The following is a 15,041-nucleotide window of genomic DNA, read 5'->3' on the forward strand; positions in this document are numbered from 1 at the left end:
CAGCCCCCGGACCTGCCGGTACCTCCCGTACCGGCAGGTCCTTCGGGCATTCCGGCCGGCCGACTGATTTCTGCGTCACAAAGAGGGTCCGCTCCCCGGCCGACCTCGTATTGTCGCGTCTCACAGGAAAGGCACAGGGCAGGGGCGGAAAGGCTGGTGGCTGTGCGTGGCGGCGACGGGGAACGCTGACGCGGGCGTCGGACACGGTGAACTCATCGCGGCGGTGGACCGCGCGCTGACCGGCCACGGCCGGGCGATCCTCACCGGACCGGCCGGCGCCGGCAAGACCGAGGTGGTGCGCGCCGTTGCTGCCGCCGCCGAAGCCCGCCGCGAGACCGTTCTCCACCTCGCCCCGGAAGCCGCCGACCAGTGGATACCCGAGGCCTCGGCCGCCGCCCTGCTCTCCTCCGTCCCCTACTCCGCCCTGGAACGGCTCGCCGGACCCCAGCGCACCGCGATCGCCCTGCTGCGCCGCGAGACCGACACCCCGGGCGCCGGCCGCGACCACGTCGCGCTGCGCCTCGCCGTCGTCGAGGTACTGCGCACCCTCGCCGCCCGCGATCCCGTCCTGCTCGTCATCGACAACGCCCAGTGGCTCGACGCCGAAAGCACCGGCCTCCTGCGCTTCGCCCTGCGCCTCACCCCGCCCCGCGTCCGGGTCCTCGTAGCCGAACGCGTCCAAGGCGGTACCCCCGTCGCCGGACCGCTCTGCGGGCCCGCCACCCCCTCCGTGCGGGTGCCCCCGCTGGGCGCGGAGGAAGTCGCCGAACTGCTCGTGCGCCACGGGCTGCCCGCCCGTCTCGCCGGCCGCATCCACCAGGCCAGCGGCGGGAACCCGCGCCTGGCGCTCGCCCTCGGCCACTCCCTCACCGAAGCCGCAGGGTCCCGCGACGGCGGCGCAGGCGCCCACCACGCCGACACCCTGCCCGTCTCCGGGCAGGCACGCGAGGTCGCCCGACGGCTGCTCTCCGAAGCCCCCGCACGGGCCCGGCGCACCCTGCTCCTCGCCGCCCTCGCCTCCCGCCCGACGACCGCCCTGCTGCGCAGGGCCGGCAGCCCCGACGCCGAAGCGGAACTGGCCGAGGCGGAACGGGCCGCACTGGTCACCGTGGGGGAGGACGGCGCCGTCCGCTTCACCGCCGGCGCGCTGCCCACGGCTCTGGCCGCCGACGCGGGCTGGCCCGAGCGGGCCGCCGGGCACGCGGCGCTCGCCGCCGCCGTCGACGACCCCGTCCAGGCGGTACGGCACCGGGCGCTGGCCGTGGACACCCCCGACGCCGGGCTCGCAGCCGAGATCACCGAGGCCGCCGCGGCCTGCCGGCGCCGGGGCCGGCGGGCGCTGGCCGCCGAACTCGGGCTGCTCGCCGCCGAACGCACCCCCTGCGACCGGCCGGAGGAGGAACTGGCCCGGCTCGTCACGGCCGCCGAGGACGCCGGCTGGGCCGGACGCGCCGACCTCGCCCGCCGCGCCACCCGCGCCGTCCTCGCCCGCGACGCCTCGCCCGCCGACCGGGTGCGCGCCCGCCTCGCCGTGATCGACGCCGCCGGGCAGGCGCTGGCCGACCTCGACGAGACCTTCGCCCACGCGATCGACGACGCGGCCGGGGACCCGGCCCTGCTCGCCGCCGTCCGGCTGCGGGTCGCCTGGAAGCACAACCTCAGCGACGGCGACCCCGTGCGCTCGCGCGACGCCGCCGCCGAGGCCGGAGCCCTGGCCGCGCTCGGCGGCGACCAGGCCGCCGAGGCCATGGCCCTGACCGTACGGGCCCGTATGGGCCGCATCCTCGGCGATCCGGGGGCCGAGGCCATCCTCGCGGAGGCATTGGCCCTGCCCGTCCCCGAAGTGCCGCTCGGCATGCGCAACGCACCCCAGTACCTCGCCGTCCGCCACGCCCTCTTCGACGACCGCCTGGAGGACGCCCACCGGCAATTGCTCGTCCTGCTGCCCGTCGTACGGCGCACCGGCTCGTCCGAGGACGTCTTCGAGGTGTTGCGCAGCCTCACCGAGGTCGAACTGCGGCGCGGCAGGTGCGCGGCGGGGGCCGCGCACGCCCGAAGCGCCCTGGAACTGACCATCGAGGCGGGCCTCTCGCCCGGCCCCGCCTGGTACGTCGCCGCGATGGCCGAGTCCACCGGCGGAAGCTTCGCCCGCGCCGCCGGCTACGCCCGCCGCGGCATCCAGGCCTCCGAGGAGGAGCACGACCAGGTTTTTCTCTCCCGCGCCCTGTACGCCCTGGGCCTGGTCGAACTGGCCACGGGAGAGGCCGCGAAGGCGGTGGCCACGCTGCGCCGGGTCGCCCGCCTGGAAGAGGCCCAGAAGGTGGTCGACCCCTCGATCCTGCGCTGGCACGGTGAGCTCGCCGAGGCCCTGGTCGCGGCCGACGCACCCGGCGAAGCCGCCGAACTGCTGGGCTCCGTTCGTACGGTGGCCCGTGCGCTGGGGCGCTCCAGTGTGCTGGCGGCCCTCGACCGGGCCCAGGGTCTGTGCCTGTCCGCGCAGGGTGAGGCGGAGGCGGCGGTGGCTCTCCTGGAGACCACGGCCCGACGCTTCCAGGTACTCGGCCTGCCCCTCGAACGCGGCCGTACGCTCTTGGCCCTGGCCCGCGTCGAACGCCGCCGCCGGCGCCGCGCCCCCGCCCGTACCGCCCTGCGGGAGGCGGCCGAGGTGTTCGACGGGGCCGGCGCGAAACCCTGGCTGGACCTGGCCCGCGAGGGCGCCCCCGAGACCGCCGCCCTGCATCCGGGGGTGGCGGCCCTGACCGAGGCGGAGACCCGCCTCGCGCTGCTCGTCAGCCAGGGCGCCAGCAACCAGGAGGCCGCCGCGAAGCTGTTCCTCAGCGTGAAGACGGTGGAGTCCCGGCTGACCCGCATCTACCAGAAGCTCGACGTCCGTTCCCGGGCGCAGTTGGCGACGGCGCTGCGCACGCGTTGAGACTCGGTCGCGCACGGGCCGCGTACCGGATGCTTCCGGGCGGCCTCAGCAGGTGAGGTGGTCGCCCGGGGTGACGCCCAGCACCTGGGTGAAGTTCTGGTAGGCGTTCACCCGGCTCTGCACCTGCGCCGGGTTGCCGCCGTTGCACTCCAGGGAGCCGTTGATGGAGCGGATGGTCTCGCCGAAGCCGGCGCCGTTCACCATCGCCGCGTGGGCGGTCATGGTGCCCGGGCCGTTCTGGGTGTTCCAGTACCAGAGCGCCGTCTTCATCGCCACGGCCGGGTCCTGCTCGACGAGGTAGGGGTTGGCGAGGAGGTTGATGCCGAGCGCGTCCCCCGCCGCCTTGTAGTTGAAGTTCCAGCTCAGCTGGATGGGGCCGCGCCCGTAGTAGGCGGCCTGGCCCGCGGGGCAGCCGTAGGGCTGGGACGCGTCGCAGTAGTGCGGGTAGTTGGCGGTGTTCTGTTCGACTATGTAGACCAGCCCGCCGGTCTCGTGGGAGACGTTGGCGAGGAAGGCGGCGGCCTCGCGCCGTTTGACGGTGTCGTCCCCGGTGTGCGCGAAGGCGGGGTACGCGGAGAGCGCCGCCACCAGCCCGTTGTAGGTGTAGAACGGGTTCCGGTTCGGGAACATCCGGTTGAACTGGGCCTCGCTGACGACGAAACCGGAGGGGTCGCCGGTGCCCGGGTCCTGGCCACCGCCACCGCAGGCGCCTTGGTCCGACCAGACCCCCCACTGTCCGGTACTGCCCGGGGTCTCGCCCTGGGTCCACCACTTGGCCTGCCAGTTGTGCCCGGCGTACGAGGCGCTCATGCCGTTCGTGTAGACGGCGGAGGCGGCCCAGGAGCCTGCGCAGGCTGGGGCCGCGGCAGCGGGGGAGGCGGGCAGGGTGACGGCGAGGCCGAGGGTCACGGCGGCGGCCGCGGCCATGGAAAGGGCGCGGCGACGTAGCGCACGGATCACGGAAGTGCTCCTTCAGTGGGGGGAGTTGTCGTGGGGGCGACTACGGCCACTGAAGCGAAAATGGTCTGAACCTGTCAAGGTCTAGACCAAAGCTGTTGCTTTTGGTGTGTTCGGCTTGCGCAAACGCCGGACCGGAGTGACGACGGATGTCGTCACTCCGGTCCGGGGGTGAGAACTGATCAGCTGCCGGCGGAAAGGTTCCCGGACAGGACCGGGATGTTGTCCACGATGTGCGAGAGGGACTCGTCACCCTTCGCCTGGGTGGAGTTCTCGGTGCACTGCTGGTTCTGCGGGTTGGACAGGACGTTGATGTCCTGGACGCCGATGTTCAGCGCGGCGATGAGCGACTGGGCGTTGACCTTGGCGGGCAGGCCGACGCAGAGCTTGTTCAGCGAACCCTGGACCAGGCTCAGCTGCGGGCTCATGGCGCCCTCGGTCTTCTGGTTGCCGTAGATCTGCGCGGCGCCGTTGCCGTTGACGGTGTTCACGCCGTTGTCGTTGCCGATCGCCATGGCCGGGGAGGCGGCGATGGCACCTGCGCCGACTACGGAAGCGGTGACCGCGGCGGTGGCCATGAACTTCTTGAGCATGGTGAGGAATCCTTCTGTCGCATGAGCTGTCCCCGGCGGGTACGTCCAGATCAACTACCGACCTGCCCCGGGGTTATCGCCCGTCACCCATGCGGCCCAACGATCCGGGAACCGCGCGACGGCGCCCGCTGGGCGGCGCACCACCGCGCGGGGGCCCGGACCGCCGGGCGGGACGCGTCAGCCGGTCTTGCGGCGCACCTTCTTGTTCTTGCCGCCGGGGCCGCTGCTGGCGCCCTGCACCTTCGCCCGGCTCTGGTGGGCCTGCTGCGAATGCGCGTTCGCCGCGTTGCGCTCCAGGGCCTCGCGGAACTTGCGCTTGGCCTCCTCGGCGGGGGATTCGTCCTGCGGGGTACCGGTCTCGTCGGCCATGGGTCCTCCTGGGAGTGATGGAGCAACCCCAGTCTGTCAGCCGGCAGCCACGCTGACCAGCGCGTTCCCCCGGCGTGCGGCGGACCGGTCAGGTCCCGGGGTGCGGCGCCCCGGCGCCGCCGCCCGCGCGGACGGCCCGCAGGGCCGCCAAGTGGAGGGCGTGCGCGTCGCCGTGGGCCACGGGGCTGCCCGTGAGGGTGTACCACTCGTCGGCGTCGAGGTACTGGATCTCGAATCGGACCTTGCCGTCCGGTCCCGCGACGGTACGCAACGTGAGGTCGCCGGTGATCACGCCGACCTCGTCGGTCATGGCGCCGCCGGGTCCGGCCAGGACGTGGTCCTGCCACTGCCGGGGCGCGGTCATGAGGCGCAGGTGTCGATCATCGTGGTGAGCATGGTCTTCTCCGGGGGCGTGACGGTCAGCTTGTAGTAGGACTTGACGGTGATCCAGGCGCGCCCGTACTGGCACCAGCTCGACTTGTCCGGCGGCTGCCACAGGTCGGGACTCTGGTCGCCCTTCGATCGGTTGGAGGCCGCCGAGACGGCCAGCAGTTGGGGGCGCGTCAGGTCGTTGGCGAAGGCCTTGCGCTTGGTGGCGTCCCAGCCGGCCGCACCGGAGCGCCAACCCTCGGCGAGCGGGACCATGTGATCGATGTCCAGCTTCGCCGGGTCGCTGACGTCGGCGCCGTCGTACAGGCTCTTCCAGGTGCCGGACACGGCCCGGCACTGCGCGTCCTGGGTGACGTTCCTGCCGTCGCGCTTGAGGACGACCTCACGGGTGTCGCACTTGTCGCCCTGCTCGGCCCAGTGTGTGAACTTGTCACGGCTGTACCCGGCCATCGTGCCCGGCTTGCCGACCACCAAGGCCGCCAGTCGGGTCCGGGCCTCGGCCGCGCCGACCAGGCCGGGCAGTACGTCGCCGCGCGCGGGTTTCGCGGCGCCGCCGGCCGGGGGCTTGCCACCCGACCCGTCCTGCTTGCCGTCCGAGCCCCCGCTCCCGCCGGTCCGGCCGCACCCGGCCAGTCCGAGCAGCAGCGCCACGGCCACCGCCACGCCCCGCAGCCCCGCCTGACGACTCATGAACCCACCCCGCCCCGAACTCCGCGCGCTGTCCCGGGGAAGCCTACCCAGCGGAGCCCGTCCCATCGCGGCCGCCACGGTGTTGCCGACGGGCCCTGGGAGGCCGGCCCGCTCGGGAACCGGGACGCGAACCGCCCCCGGGCCTGGGCCCTGTCGTCAAAGTCCCGCCTGGCCCGGGGTGTCCGGTACCGCACCTCGCCGCGTTGTCGGAGCGCCCGAGTACGTCCAGTACACGGGCGCCCCTCCGCCTTGCGATGCACGGCACCGGACACCCCGAGCCTCAACGGCGCTACTTTGACGACAGGGCCTAGAGGACCGGGGGCGGTTCGGGTTCGCGCGGGGGATCAGACGGCGGCGGCCGTCTCCGCCACCTTCGGGGCCGGGGCCTCGCCGGAGGCGACGGGCTCCGTCACGCGGGGGCCGTTGCCCTTGCGCAGTCCGATCCAGCTGATCAGGGCGACCAGGGCGAAGGCCGCCGCGCCGATGCCGAACGTCAGGGTGAAACCGGACTCGGCGGGCAGGGCGGGAACGCCCGGCGGGAGGTGCCCGATCGTCTTGGAGGCCAGGATCGTGGTGACGATCGCGCTGCCGATCGCGCTGCCGGTCGAGCGGGAGATCGAGTTGATGCCGTTCGCGATGCCGCTCTGGTGGTGCGGGACGCTCGCCATGATGACGGCGGGCATGGCCGCGTAGCCGAAGCTGACGGCCGCGCCGACGACGACGCCGGCGCCGATCACCGAGAAGGTGTGGCCGTGGTCGAGGGCCAGCCAGCCGAAGCCGACGGCGCCGAGCCCGGCGGCCAGGGCGAGCGCGACGCGCGGGCCGCGGTGGCGGACCAACTGGCCGCCGATGGGCGACGCGAGGAGCGAGACGATCGCACCGGGCAGCAGGAACTGGACGGAGGCGCGCAGGATCGAGGCGTCGAAGCCGTACCCGGTCAGGGCCTTCGGCATCTGGACGAGGTAGGAGACGCCCAGGAAGTTCGCGAACATGCCGAAGCCGACGAGAATGCCGGCGAGGTTGGCCATCAGCACCGGGCGGTGGACGAACATCCGCATGTCGACCAGAGGCTCGCGCACCTTGCGCTCGACCATGACCCACACGGCCGCCATCACGGCGGCGCCGGCGAAGCTGCCGAGCGTGCGGCCGGAGGTCCAGCCCCAGTCGTGGCCCTGCGAGATCGGCAGCAGGAGCAGCAACAGGGCGATGCCCAGGGTCAGCGCGCCCAGGAAGTCGGTACGGCCGCCGGTCTTGTGGCGAGTGGCCGGGACCAGGAAGACGACCGCCAGGAGGGCGAGCGCGGCGAAGCCGGTCGCCATCCAGAAGGCGTTGCGGTAGTCGGCGCCGTCACCGGAGGTCAGCAGGCCGGTGGCGACCAGCGCCAAGCCACTGCCGAACGCGAGCGTGCCGCTGACCAGCGCCATGGCGCCCGGCAACTTCTGCGGTCGGACCTCTTCGCGCAGGACGGAGAGGGCCAGCGGGAAGATCGCGGTGGCCGCGCCCTGGAGCACCCGGCCCAGGATCAGCAGCGGCAGCGAGCTCGCGAGAGCGGCGACGACGGAACCCGCCACCATGACGGCGAGTACGGCCACCAGGGTCGGCTTCTTGCCGTGCTGGTCGCCGAAGCGGCCCAGCAACGGGGTGAAGACGGCGGCGGAGAGCAGGGTGGCGGTGGTCACCCAGCTGACGCCGGCGGTCGTGGTGTCGAGATCGTTGCGGATCAGACCCAGGATCGGGACGGGCAGGGTCTGCATCATCGACACGACCATGGCGGCGAGGCTGAGGGCGAAGACGATGACCGTCTCGTTCCCGGGCCTGGCGGCGGAGGGGGCGGATGCGGCGGTGCTCATGATTGGCAGGACCTTCTTAACGCTTCAGACGCAGATGTTTTATCTCATGAAGTACTTGGATGAAGGTAGACGGCAATAGTTAAGGAGGTCAAGTAAACAATTGATAATGCCAACCTTCTTGCGTACGCTCGGCGGCATGAGTGCCACCACCGGACCGGCCGTCCCCCACCGCCCCACCAAGCTCGAACTCCTGGAGCTGCTCGCCGCCATCGGTACCGCCCAGTGGCGCGATTTCGCGGCCGCCGCCGCCCGGTACGGCCTCACGTCCACCCAGGCCAGGGTTCTCGCCCAGCTGGAGGGGCCGGTGCCGATGCGGGGTCTCGCCACCCTGCTGGTGTGTGACGCGTCCAACGTCACGGGCATCGTGGACCGGCTGGAGGCGCGCGAGCTGGTGCGGCGCCAGCCGTCCCCGGTCGACCGCCGCGTGAAGCACGTCATCGCCACGGACGAGGGTCGCGACGTCATCCGTCGGGTGCGCGAGGAGATGCAGGCGACGCACGGCGCGCTCGACACCCTCGGCGAGGCTGAGAGCGCGACGCTCTACGCCCTGCTGGAGCGGCTGCGACCCGCGATGGAGAAGGACGCCTGACCGGCGGATCGACCGCCTGGTCGGCCGCCCGGCCTGCCGGCTAGAGCTCCTCGTCCAGTGCGGCGGCGTCGAGCGCTGCCGTGAGGCGGTTCAGGCGGCCCTGGAGGTCGCGGATCTCCTCCAACTCGAAGCCCGTCGCCATCGCGATGCGGCGGGGGACCTCGACGGCGCGGGCCCGCAGCGCCGCGCCCGCCTCGGTCGGTACGGCGTGGACCGAGCGCTCGTCCTCCGCACTGCGCTCGCGCCGGACCAGGCCGGCCCCTTCCAGCCGCTTGAGCAGCGGTGACAGCGTGCCCGAGTCGAGCCGCAGGTGCTGCCCGAGCTCCTTGACGGGCGTCGATCCGTGCTCCCACAACACCAGCATCACCAGGTATTGGGGGTAGGTGAGGCCGAGATCTTTCAGGACGACCCGGTAGAGGCCGCCGAAGGCGCGGCTCGCGGCGTTGAGCGCGAAGCAGATCTGCCCGTCCAGGCGGAGGAAGTCCTGGTCGCGCAGGGGGGCGGCGGGCTGCTGGGTCATGTGGGCCAGTGTACCGGTGGTGACTTGCGAGCCATTGAGTTGTGCACAACTGAATTGTGTGCTCTATTGGTGGAGGCGATCGGTCCACCGGTCGCCGAGGTTCACCCCGGACCGTCTTGCACCTCCCGAGAGGAACTCCGATGGACGCGCTGTACACCGCTGTCGCCACCGCCAACGGCCGTGAGGGCCGCGCAGTCAGCTCCGACGGCCAGATCGACCTCGCGCTGGCCATGCCGCCGGCGCTCGGCGGCAACGGTCAGGGCACCAACCCCGAGCAGCTCTTCGCGGCCGGCTACGCCGCCTGCTTCGCCAGCGCGCTCGGCCTGGTCGGCCGACAGGCCAAGGTCGACACCGGTGACATCTCCGTCACCGCCGAGACCTCCATCGGCCAGGACGGCTCCGGCTTCGGGCTGGCCGTCACCCTGCGCATCGAGCTCCCCGAGTCCCTCGCGGGCGAGACCGGCGCCCTGCTGGTCAAGCAGGCGCACGAGGTCTGCCCGTACTCCAAGGCGACCCGCGGCAACATCCCCGTCGAGCTCGTCATCGAGTAGTCCACCCCGGGCCCACGTGGCCCGGCGGCGCCGCACCCGCCGCGACCACACCTTTGGCGCCCCCGTACACGGGGGCGCCGGAGGTGTGTGCGACACCGGTCAACTCCGGTTGTACGCACACCCGTTGGGGGATGCCGGAAGTACGACGGATCGGCTGCAGACGGCAGTGTGCCACCACTACCGTGACGGCATGAGCGCCGATGAACTCGACCCCCGGGACGTGTGGCCGCTGCCGCCGGCCTGGATGTTCGACTGCACCGACTGTTTCCGCCTCTACCGGTCCATGAAGCGCATCGAGCGGGTCACGGAGGAGATGTGGCTGACGGGACGGCGGGGGATCGACTGGGATCCCGTGGACAACGGGCCCGGCTCGCGCATCCGGCTCGCCCGTCACCTGGCCACCAGACATGAGAGCCTCCTGCCCGACTGGGCGCCCGAATGCCGGCGCTGCGGCGACCACGAACGCAGACTCGCGCGGTCCGAGGACCCGGAGTTCGGCCTCGCGGCCGCCATGGTGGCCGCCGAACACCGGGCCGCGCACCTCTTCGTCCCCCCGCGCGGACTGGGCCTCGTCTGACGGGTGGCCTCGTCTGACCGGTGGGCCACGATGGCCCGGGTCGGGGCGGGCATGACGGCCGGGCCGGACCGGCGTCAGGCCGAGGCCCGCCGCACCAGCACCGTCGGCGTGATCACCGCCCGGGGCGTCCGGGGAGAGCCCAGCGTGCCGAGCAGCAGCCGGGCCATCATGCGACCCATTCCCTCCACGTCCTGGCGGACCGTCGTCAACGGCGGCTCCGCCGCCTCGGCCACCCGTTCGGTGTCGTCGAAGCCGACCACCGCCACGTCCCCGGGCACGTCGAGGCCCCGCTCGCGGAGCACGGCGAGCGCGCCCGTCGCCATCAGGTCGTTCGCGGCGAACACCGCGTCGAGGTCCGGCCGTCGCTCCAACAGCTCCCGCATCGCGCGGGCCCCGCCGGTCGGGGTGAAGTCCCCCACCGCGACCAGCGCGGGATCGCCCCCGACCAAGACGTCCCGGTAACCGTCGAGCCGGTCCGTCGCCGACGTCTGGTCGAGCGGACCTGCGATGTGCGCCACGCTCCGCCGGCCCCGGGCGAGCAGATGGCGTACCGCCTCCCGCGCGCCGCCCCGGTTGTCGGCGTCGACGTAGGCGGTGCCCGGATCGTCCGGGCCGGTCGTCCAGCCCGGACGGCCGCCGTAGACGGTGGGCATGCCGATCCGGTGGGTGATCTCGGGGAGCGGATCGTCGGTGTGCAGGGAGAAGGCGAGCGCCCCGTCGACATGGCCGCCCGCCAGGTAGCGCTCGATCCGTTCGTAGTCCTCCCGGTCCTCCACCATGAGCAGCACCAACTGGGTGTCCTGCTCGGTGAGTTCCCGGCTGATGCCGCGTATCTGGCACGAGAAGAACGGGTCGGAGAAGATCCGTATCTCCGGTTCGGGGATGATCACGGCCACCGCCCCGGTGCGGCGGGTGACCAGGGTGCGGGCCGCGTGGTTCGGTACGTAGCCGAGCTCGCGCACCGCCTCGCGCACCTTGTCCACCAGGTGCGCGCGGACCCCGTCACCGCCGTTGACGACGCGCGAGACCGTGGCCCGGGACACCCCGGCCAGTGCCGCCACGGCCTCCAAGGTGGGGCGGTCCCCGGGATCACGAAGCTGTTCGGGCACGGGCGCTCCTCATGCGTGGCCGTCGGCGGTTGCCTGCCGCGCAGCAGATTAACCCGTACCGCCGGGCGCGCCCGGCGGTACGGCCCCGTCAATGGCCGAAGTCGAACCAGTTCAGGTTCACGAAGTCGGCCGGCTGGCCGCTGGTGAAGGTCAGGTAGACGTCGTGGGTGCCGGTGACGGCGCTGATGTTGGCCGGGACGGTACGCCAGCTTTGTCCGCCACCGGTCCCGGCGACGGAGAAGCTGCCGACCGGCGGGCTCGTCCGGCTGTCGAGGCGGACTTCCACGAGGCCGCTGACCCCGCCCGTCGCACCGCTCGCGACCCGCCCGTAGAACTGCCGGGCCGCGCTCGCACCGAAGTCGACGCCCTTGTACACGGCCCAGTCGCCGTTGGCCAGCGAGGTGAGGTCCTGGCCGCCGCCGGTGTCCGACGTGGTCTCCGTGACCGTGCCCGCCTGGCCGTCGTACGACTCCGCCTGGATGGCGGCGTAGGCGTTCCGTCCCCCCGTGGGCGGGGTGGTGGGCGGCGCCGTCGGCGTGGTGGTGGCGCCCCCGGTCTTCTCCAGGACGGACACGTAGTCGACCACCATGGGGTGGCCGGGCTCGGTGCCGGCGTCCGGACCGCCGCCGTAGGCGTCGGGGAAGCCGCCGCCCATGGCCACGTTCAGGATGATGAAGTAGCCGTGATCGGTGGCGTTCGCCCAGGTGGTGGCGTCGACCTGGTTCGCCTTCACCGTGTGGAAGTTGACGCCGTCCAGGTAGAAGCGCATCTCCTCCACGGCGGTGGACCGGTCCCATTCCACCGCGTAGGTGTGGAAGCCGCCCTGGCAGGTGGTGCCGGCGCAGGCGCGTTGGCCGCCGATCCCGGAGGTCTCGTTGCACGGGCCGCCCGGGCTGGTGCCGCAGTGCATGGTGGCCCACTCGTTGTTGAGGCCTTGGACGTTCTCCATGATGTCCAACTCGCCGATGCCCGGCCAGTTCCACCAGTTGCCCCGGTACGGGGCCCCGAGCATCCAGAACGCCGGCCAGTATCCCTTCGCCGCCGCGCCGGTCACGTTCGGCATCTGGATGCGGGCCTCGGTGCGCAGGGTTCCGCCGGCGGGGGGGCGGAAGTCGGAACGCCGGCTCTCCACCCGGGCCGAGGTCCAGTTGCCGGCCGCGTCCCGGCGGGGGGTGATCCGCAGGTTGCCGGCGCCGTCGAGCGAGACGTTGGCCGGGTCGGCGGTCATCGTCTCGATCTCGCCGGTCCCGAAGCCGGTGGGGCCGCCGGGGTAGCCCCGCCCGGTCGTGTACTGCCAGTCGGCGGTGTTCACGCCGGAGCCGGCGGAGCCGTTGAAGTCGTCCAGGAAGACTTGGGACCAGCCGGTCGGGGCCGGGGGAGCGGCGGCGTCGGCGGGCGGGGTGACGGCCACGGCGGTGGCGGCCGCCACCGCCATCGCCATCGTGCTCAAGGCGGCCACGACGGAACGCCGGATGGGTGGACGCCGCCTTCTGCCGGATGTCTCGCGCATGGGTGGGGGCCCTCTCTGCGTGCGCCTCGGGGGCGCGGTGGGGGGAGGTGCGGACTGCGGCCCCACTTTGAGAGCGCTCTCAGAGCGAAGCCGCCCGCCACTGTGCTCCCCGGCGCGAGGGCCGTCAAGAGATGCAACCGGCAAAGCCGTTCGACAGTTGGGGAGTTCATTGGTCGAAGGGAGCGGCGTGGGGGGTGCGCGGCCCCGGGTCGGGTCAGTCGGCCGTCCGGCGCAGGATCAGGGTGACGAAGCCCCAGGTGTCCCGGTAGACGCGCAGCCACTCGGAGCGCCGGGCGTTCGCCGTTTCGAGGGCTTGGGGGGCTTCGGGATCGGCGGGACGGTCAAGGGCCCATGAGGCCAACGACCCCCAGCAGGACCACTCGTAGTCGTCCAGTTCACGGCGGGTGCTGACGTGTCCGTCGACGGGTGTCCATCCGTCCGCCACGACGCGGTCCACGGTCGTTGCCAGGTCGACGAAGTCCCCGAGCATCTCGACGGCCTCAGGGGAGGGTTCGCGCTCCCAGAACCCGTCTCCGATCAGGACGCGGCCGCCGGGGGCCAGGTGCTCGCGTGCCGCGGCGAGGGTGGGGAGCAGGCCGCCGAAGGCGTGTGCGGCCCCGACGCTGAGCACGAGGTCGAACGGCTGCGCCGAGGTGAAGTCCGCGGCCGACTGTTGGTGGAGGACGAGGCGTTCGCGGACGCCGAGGCGGCTCGCGGCCCGGTCTGCCTGCGCCAGCGACTGCTCGCAGATGTCGACGCCTTCGGCGCGCAGGCGCGGGTGCGTCTCCAAGGCGCGCAGCAGCCATTCGGCGGTGCCGCAGCCCAGGTCGAGCGCCCGGCTGTCGTCACGGGGTATGCCGCGCTCCAGGAGCCGGCGCACGGACCCGTCGTCGAGGGGGGCCTTGATGGGATGGTCGGTATGGGCGATGCGGGAGATCAGTTCACGGTCCACCGGCGCAGCCTGCCGGCGGGCGCGGCCCGAGCGCACCTCGTTTTCCGGCGAGCCGGCGCGCCGGCGCGTGCCCTGTCAGGTGGTGTGTTCGCGCGCCGCGGCCCGGCGTTGGCGCTTGCTCAGCGGTGCGAGCGACATGTCCTGCGCCTGGACCTCGAGGCGCTTGTAGCCGTATCCGTGCTCCGTGAGCCAACTCTCCGCCGTCAGTTCGGCCCGCGCGCCGGCGTCCACGATGTCCGCCTCGGTCTACGTTCCGCGTGACCATCCGAGGGGCCTTCGACCGGCTCACCGCCGCCCAGCGCGCCGAGTAGGAGGCCGCAGCGCCCGAGCACGACCTGATGCGCGCGAGCTTCACCGCCGAACGCGACCTGAGCTACGACCTGACGCGTGACAGCTTCACCTTCCGGTTCCTCGACTCCGGCGCTGCGGCGGCCGTCGGCACCGATCCAGCCTGGCGGCATGAGTCCCCGTCCGGGTTTTCCGGCGGGGGAGTACGCGCCGCGCCGACCACCGCGACCGCCCTGCCCGACACCCTCGTCCGGCATCCGCGACGCCCCGCGTCCACGGGCTGAGACGTCGCACGGGATCGAGCCGAGTCCCGGACGCGATCGCGCCAATCGCCCGGCGCGGGCGGTCGTACGCCGGCCTGCCGGGATACCTTCCGGCGATGGATTCGAACACATTAGCGCCGTCTGAGCGTACGTCCGTGCCCGTGACGCGTGCACCCGGTCGCCGGACCATCCTGCGCACCGCCGTCGCGGGAACGGCTGCCGCCGGCTCGGTGCTCGGCCTCGGTGCGGCCTTCCCGGCCTCCGCCGCGCCCGCCGGACCCCCGGCGGGACAGCGCCCGAGCACCCCCGACCAGGTGCTGCGCGAGCTCGCGGCGGGCAACCGGCGCTGGCGGACGTACCGGCAGGAACACCCGCACGAGTCCCCGTCCGTGCGCGCGCAGCTCTCGCGGGCCCAGCACCCGTTCGCGATCGTGCTGGGTTGCGTCGACTCCCGTGTCCCCCCGGAGCTCGTCTTCGACCAGGGGCTCGGAGACCTGCTCATCGTACGGTCGGCCGGCGAGGTCCTGGACGAGGCCGTGCGCGGCAGCATCGCCTACGGCGTCCTGGAACTGGCCATCCCCCTCGTGCTGGTCCTGGGCCACCAGTCCTGCGGGGCCGTGGGGGCAGCCGTCCACGCCGAGGAGACCGGCGAGCCGCTGCCGGCGCACATCCAGTACCTGGCCGACCAGATACGCCCCTCGATCGACCACACACAGCACGGTGACGCCCGTGTCGACGTCACCATCGACGCCCACGCCCGTCGCACCCGTGACCTGCTCACCGCCGACCCCGACATCGCCAGGCGAGTGGCGACCGGCAAGCTCGCGGTCGTCGCCGCCCGCTACCAACTCACCGACCAGCGGGTGAACACCCTGCGCTAACGCGCGATCCGGAAGCCGGG

At 72.7% G+C, this 15,041-nt stretch carries 16 protein-coding genes and 1 pseudogene; 6 read left to right on the forward strand and 11 right to left on the reverse strand.

Annotated features, from left to right (window positions below; genetic code table 11):
* Positions 1-166: 166 nt before the first annotated feature.
* Positions 167-2,932, forward strand: a complete 2,766-nt coding sequence (locus ACV7NM_RS28695; protein WP_463412997.1) for a helix-turn-helix transcriptional regulator — start codon at positions 167-169, stop codon at positions 2,930-2,932.
* 45 nt (positions 2,933-2,977) lie between these two features.
* On the opposite strand, the gene ACV7NM_RS28700 is transcribed toward ACV7NM_RS28695, so the two are convergent.
* The 6 genes from ACV7NM_RS28700 to ACV7NM_RS28725 form a co-directional block, all read right to left on the reverse strand.
* Positions 2,978-3,859, reverse strand: a complete 882-nt coding sequence (locus tag ACV7NM_RS28700) for a glycoside hydrolase family 19 protein (protein WP_463414104.1) — start codon at positions 3,857-3,859, stop codon at positions 2,978-2,980.
* Between the two features lie 212 nt (positions 3,860-4,071).
* On the reverse strand, positions 4,072-4,482 hold the full coding sequence (locus ACV7NM_RS28705) for a rodlin (protein WP_463412998.1): 411 nt from the start codon (positions 4,480-4,482) through the stop codon (positions 4,072-4,074).
* A gap of 177 nt (positions 4,483-4,659) precedes the next feature.
* Positions 4,660-4,851, reverse strand: coding sequence for a DUF5302 domain-containing protein (locus ACV7NM_RS28710; protein ID WP_136214843.1), 192 nt, complete (start codon positions 4,849-4,851; stop codon positions 4,660-4,662).
* Positions 4,852-4,939: 88 nt separating this feature from the next.
* Positions 4,940-5,215 carry a hypothetical protein gene (locus ACV7NM_RS28715; RefSeq protein WP_463412999.1) on the reverse strand — a complete coding sequence of 92 codons (276 nt, stop codon included), beginning with the start codon at positions 5,213-5,215 and terminating at the stop codon, positions 4,940-4,942.
* Positions 5,212-5,931, reverse strand: coding sequence for a GmrSD restriction endonuclease domain-containing protein (locus ACV7NM_RS28720; protein WP_463413000.1), 720 nt, complete (start codon positions 5,929-5,931; stop codon positions 5,212-5,214). The genes ACV7NM_RS28715 and ACV7NM_RS28720 overlap by 4 nt, the downstream gene beginning before the upstream one ends.
* Positions 5,932-6,275: 344 nt before the next feature.
* On the reverse strand, positions 6,276-7,781 hold the full coding sequence (locus ACV7NM_RS28725; RefSeq protein WP_463413001.1) for an MFS transporter: 1,506 nt from the start codon (positions 7,779-7,781) through the stop codon (positions 6,276-6,278).
* Between the two features lie 136 nt (positions 7,782-7,917).
* Here ACV7NM_RS28725 and ACV7NM_RS28730 point away from each other — a divergent pair, with 136 nt between their 5' ends.
* Positions 7,918-8,370: a MarR family winged helix-turn-helix transcriptional regulator gene (locus ACV7NM_RS28730; RefSeq protein WP_463413002.1), complete on the forward strand. Its 453-nt coding sequence runs from the start codon at positions 7,918-7,920 to the stop codon at positions 8,368-8,370.
* Between the two features lie 40 nt (positions 8,371-8,410).
* Here the strand turns inward: ACV7NM_RS28730 and ACV7NM_RS28735 are convergent, their stop codons facing one another.
* Positions 8,411-8,890, reverse strand: coding sequence for a MarR family winged helix-turn-helix transcriptional regulator (locus tag ACV7NM_RS28735; protein ID WP_463413003.1), 480 nt, complete (start codon positions 8,888-8,890; stop codon positions 8,411-8,413).
* A 140-nt stretch (positions 8,891-9,030) separates the two neighbouring features.
* Between ACV7NM_RS28735 and ACV7NM_RS28740 the strand changes: the two genes are divergently transcribed.
* Together ACV7NM_RS28740 and ACV7NM_RS28745 are read left to right on the forward strand one after the other, a co-directional pair.
* On the forward strand, positions 9,031-9,441 hold the full coding sequence (locus tag ACV7NM_RS28740; protein ID WP_361311921.1) for an organic hydroperoxide resistance protein: 411 nt from the start codon (positions 9,031-9,033) through the stop codon (positions 9,439-9,441).
* 190 nt (positions 9,442-9,631) lie between these two features.
* Positions 9,632-10,018, forward strand: coding sequence for a hypothetical protein (locus tag ACV7NM_RS28745; RefSeq protein ID WP_463413004.1), 387 nt, complete (start codon positions 9,632-9,634; stop codon positions 10,016-10,018).
* A gap of 74 nt (positions 10,019-10,092) precedes the next feature.
* On the opposite strand, the gene ACV7NM_RS28750 is transcribed toward ACV7NM_RS28745, so the two are convergent.
* From ACV7NM_RS28750 to ACV7NM_RS28765, 4 genes are all read right to left on the reverse strand, one after another.
* Entirely contained in the window at positions 10,093-11,127 is a 1,035-nt protein-coding gene (locus ACV7NM_RS28750; RefSeq protein ID WP_463413005.1) for a LacI family DNA-binding transcriptional regulator, read from the reverse strand.
* A gap of 88 nt (positions 11,128-11,215) precedes the next feature.
* Positions 11,216-12,637, reverse strand: a complete 1,422-nt coding sequence (locus ACV7NM_RS28755; protein ID WP_463413006.1) for a glycoside hydrolase family 16 protein — start codon at positions 12,635-12,637, stop codon at positions 11,216-11,218.
* Positions 12,638-12,851: 214 nt separating this feature from the next.
* Entirely contained in the window at positions 12,852-13,589 is a 738-nt protein-coding gene (locus tag ACV7NM_RS28760; RefSeq protein ID WP_463413007.1) for an SAM-dependent methyltransferase, read from the reverse strand.
* A gap of 75 nt (positions 13,590-13,664) precedes the next feature.
* Positions 13,665-13,820, reverse strand: coding sequence for a DUF6204 family protein (locus ACV7NM_RS28765; RefSeq protein ID WP_463413008.1), 156 nt, complete (start codon positions 13,818-13,820; stop codon positions 13,665-13,667).
* Positions 13,821-13,915: 95 nt separating this feature from the next.
* Between ACV7NM_RS28765 and ACV7NM_RS28770 the strand changes: the two are divergent.
* Positions 13,916-14,161, forward strand: a pseudogene (locus tag ACV7NM_RS28770) (DUF6204 family protein); the annotation flags it as partial.
* 95 nt (positions 14,162-14,256) lie between these two features.
* Entirely contained in the window at positions 14,257-15,021 is a 765-nt protein-coding gene (locus ACV7NM_RS28775) for a carbonic anhydrase (protein ID WP_463413009.1), read from the forward strand.
* Positions 15,022-15,041 lie beyond the last annotated feature (20 nt).

The organism is Streptomyces sp. Tek67B01 (assembly GCF_055231995.1).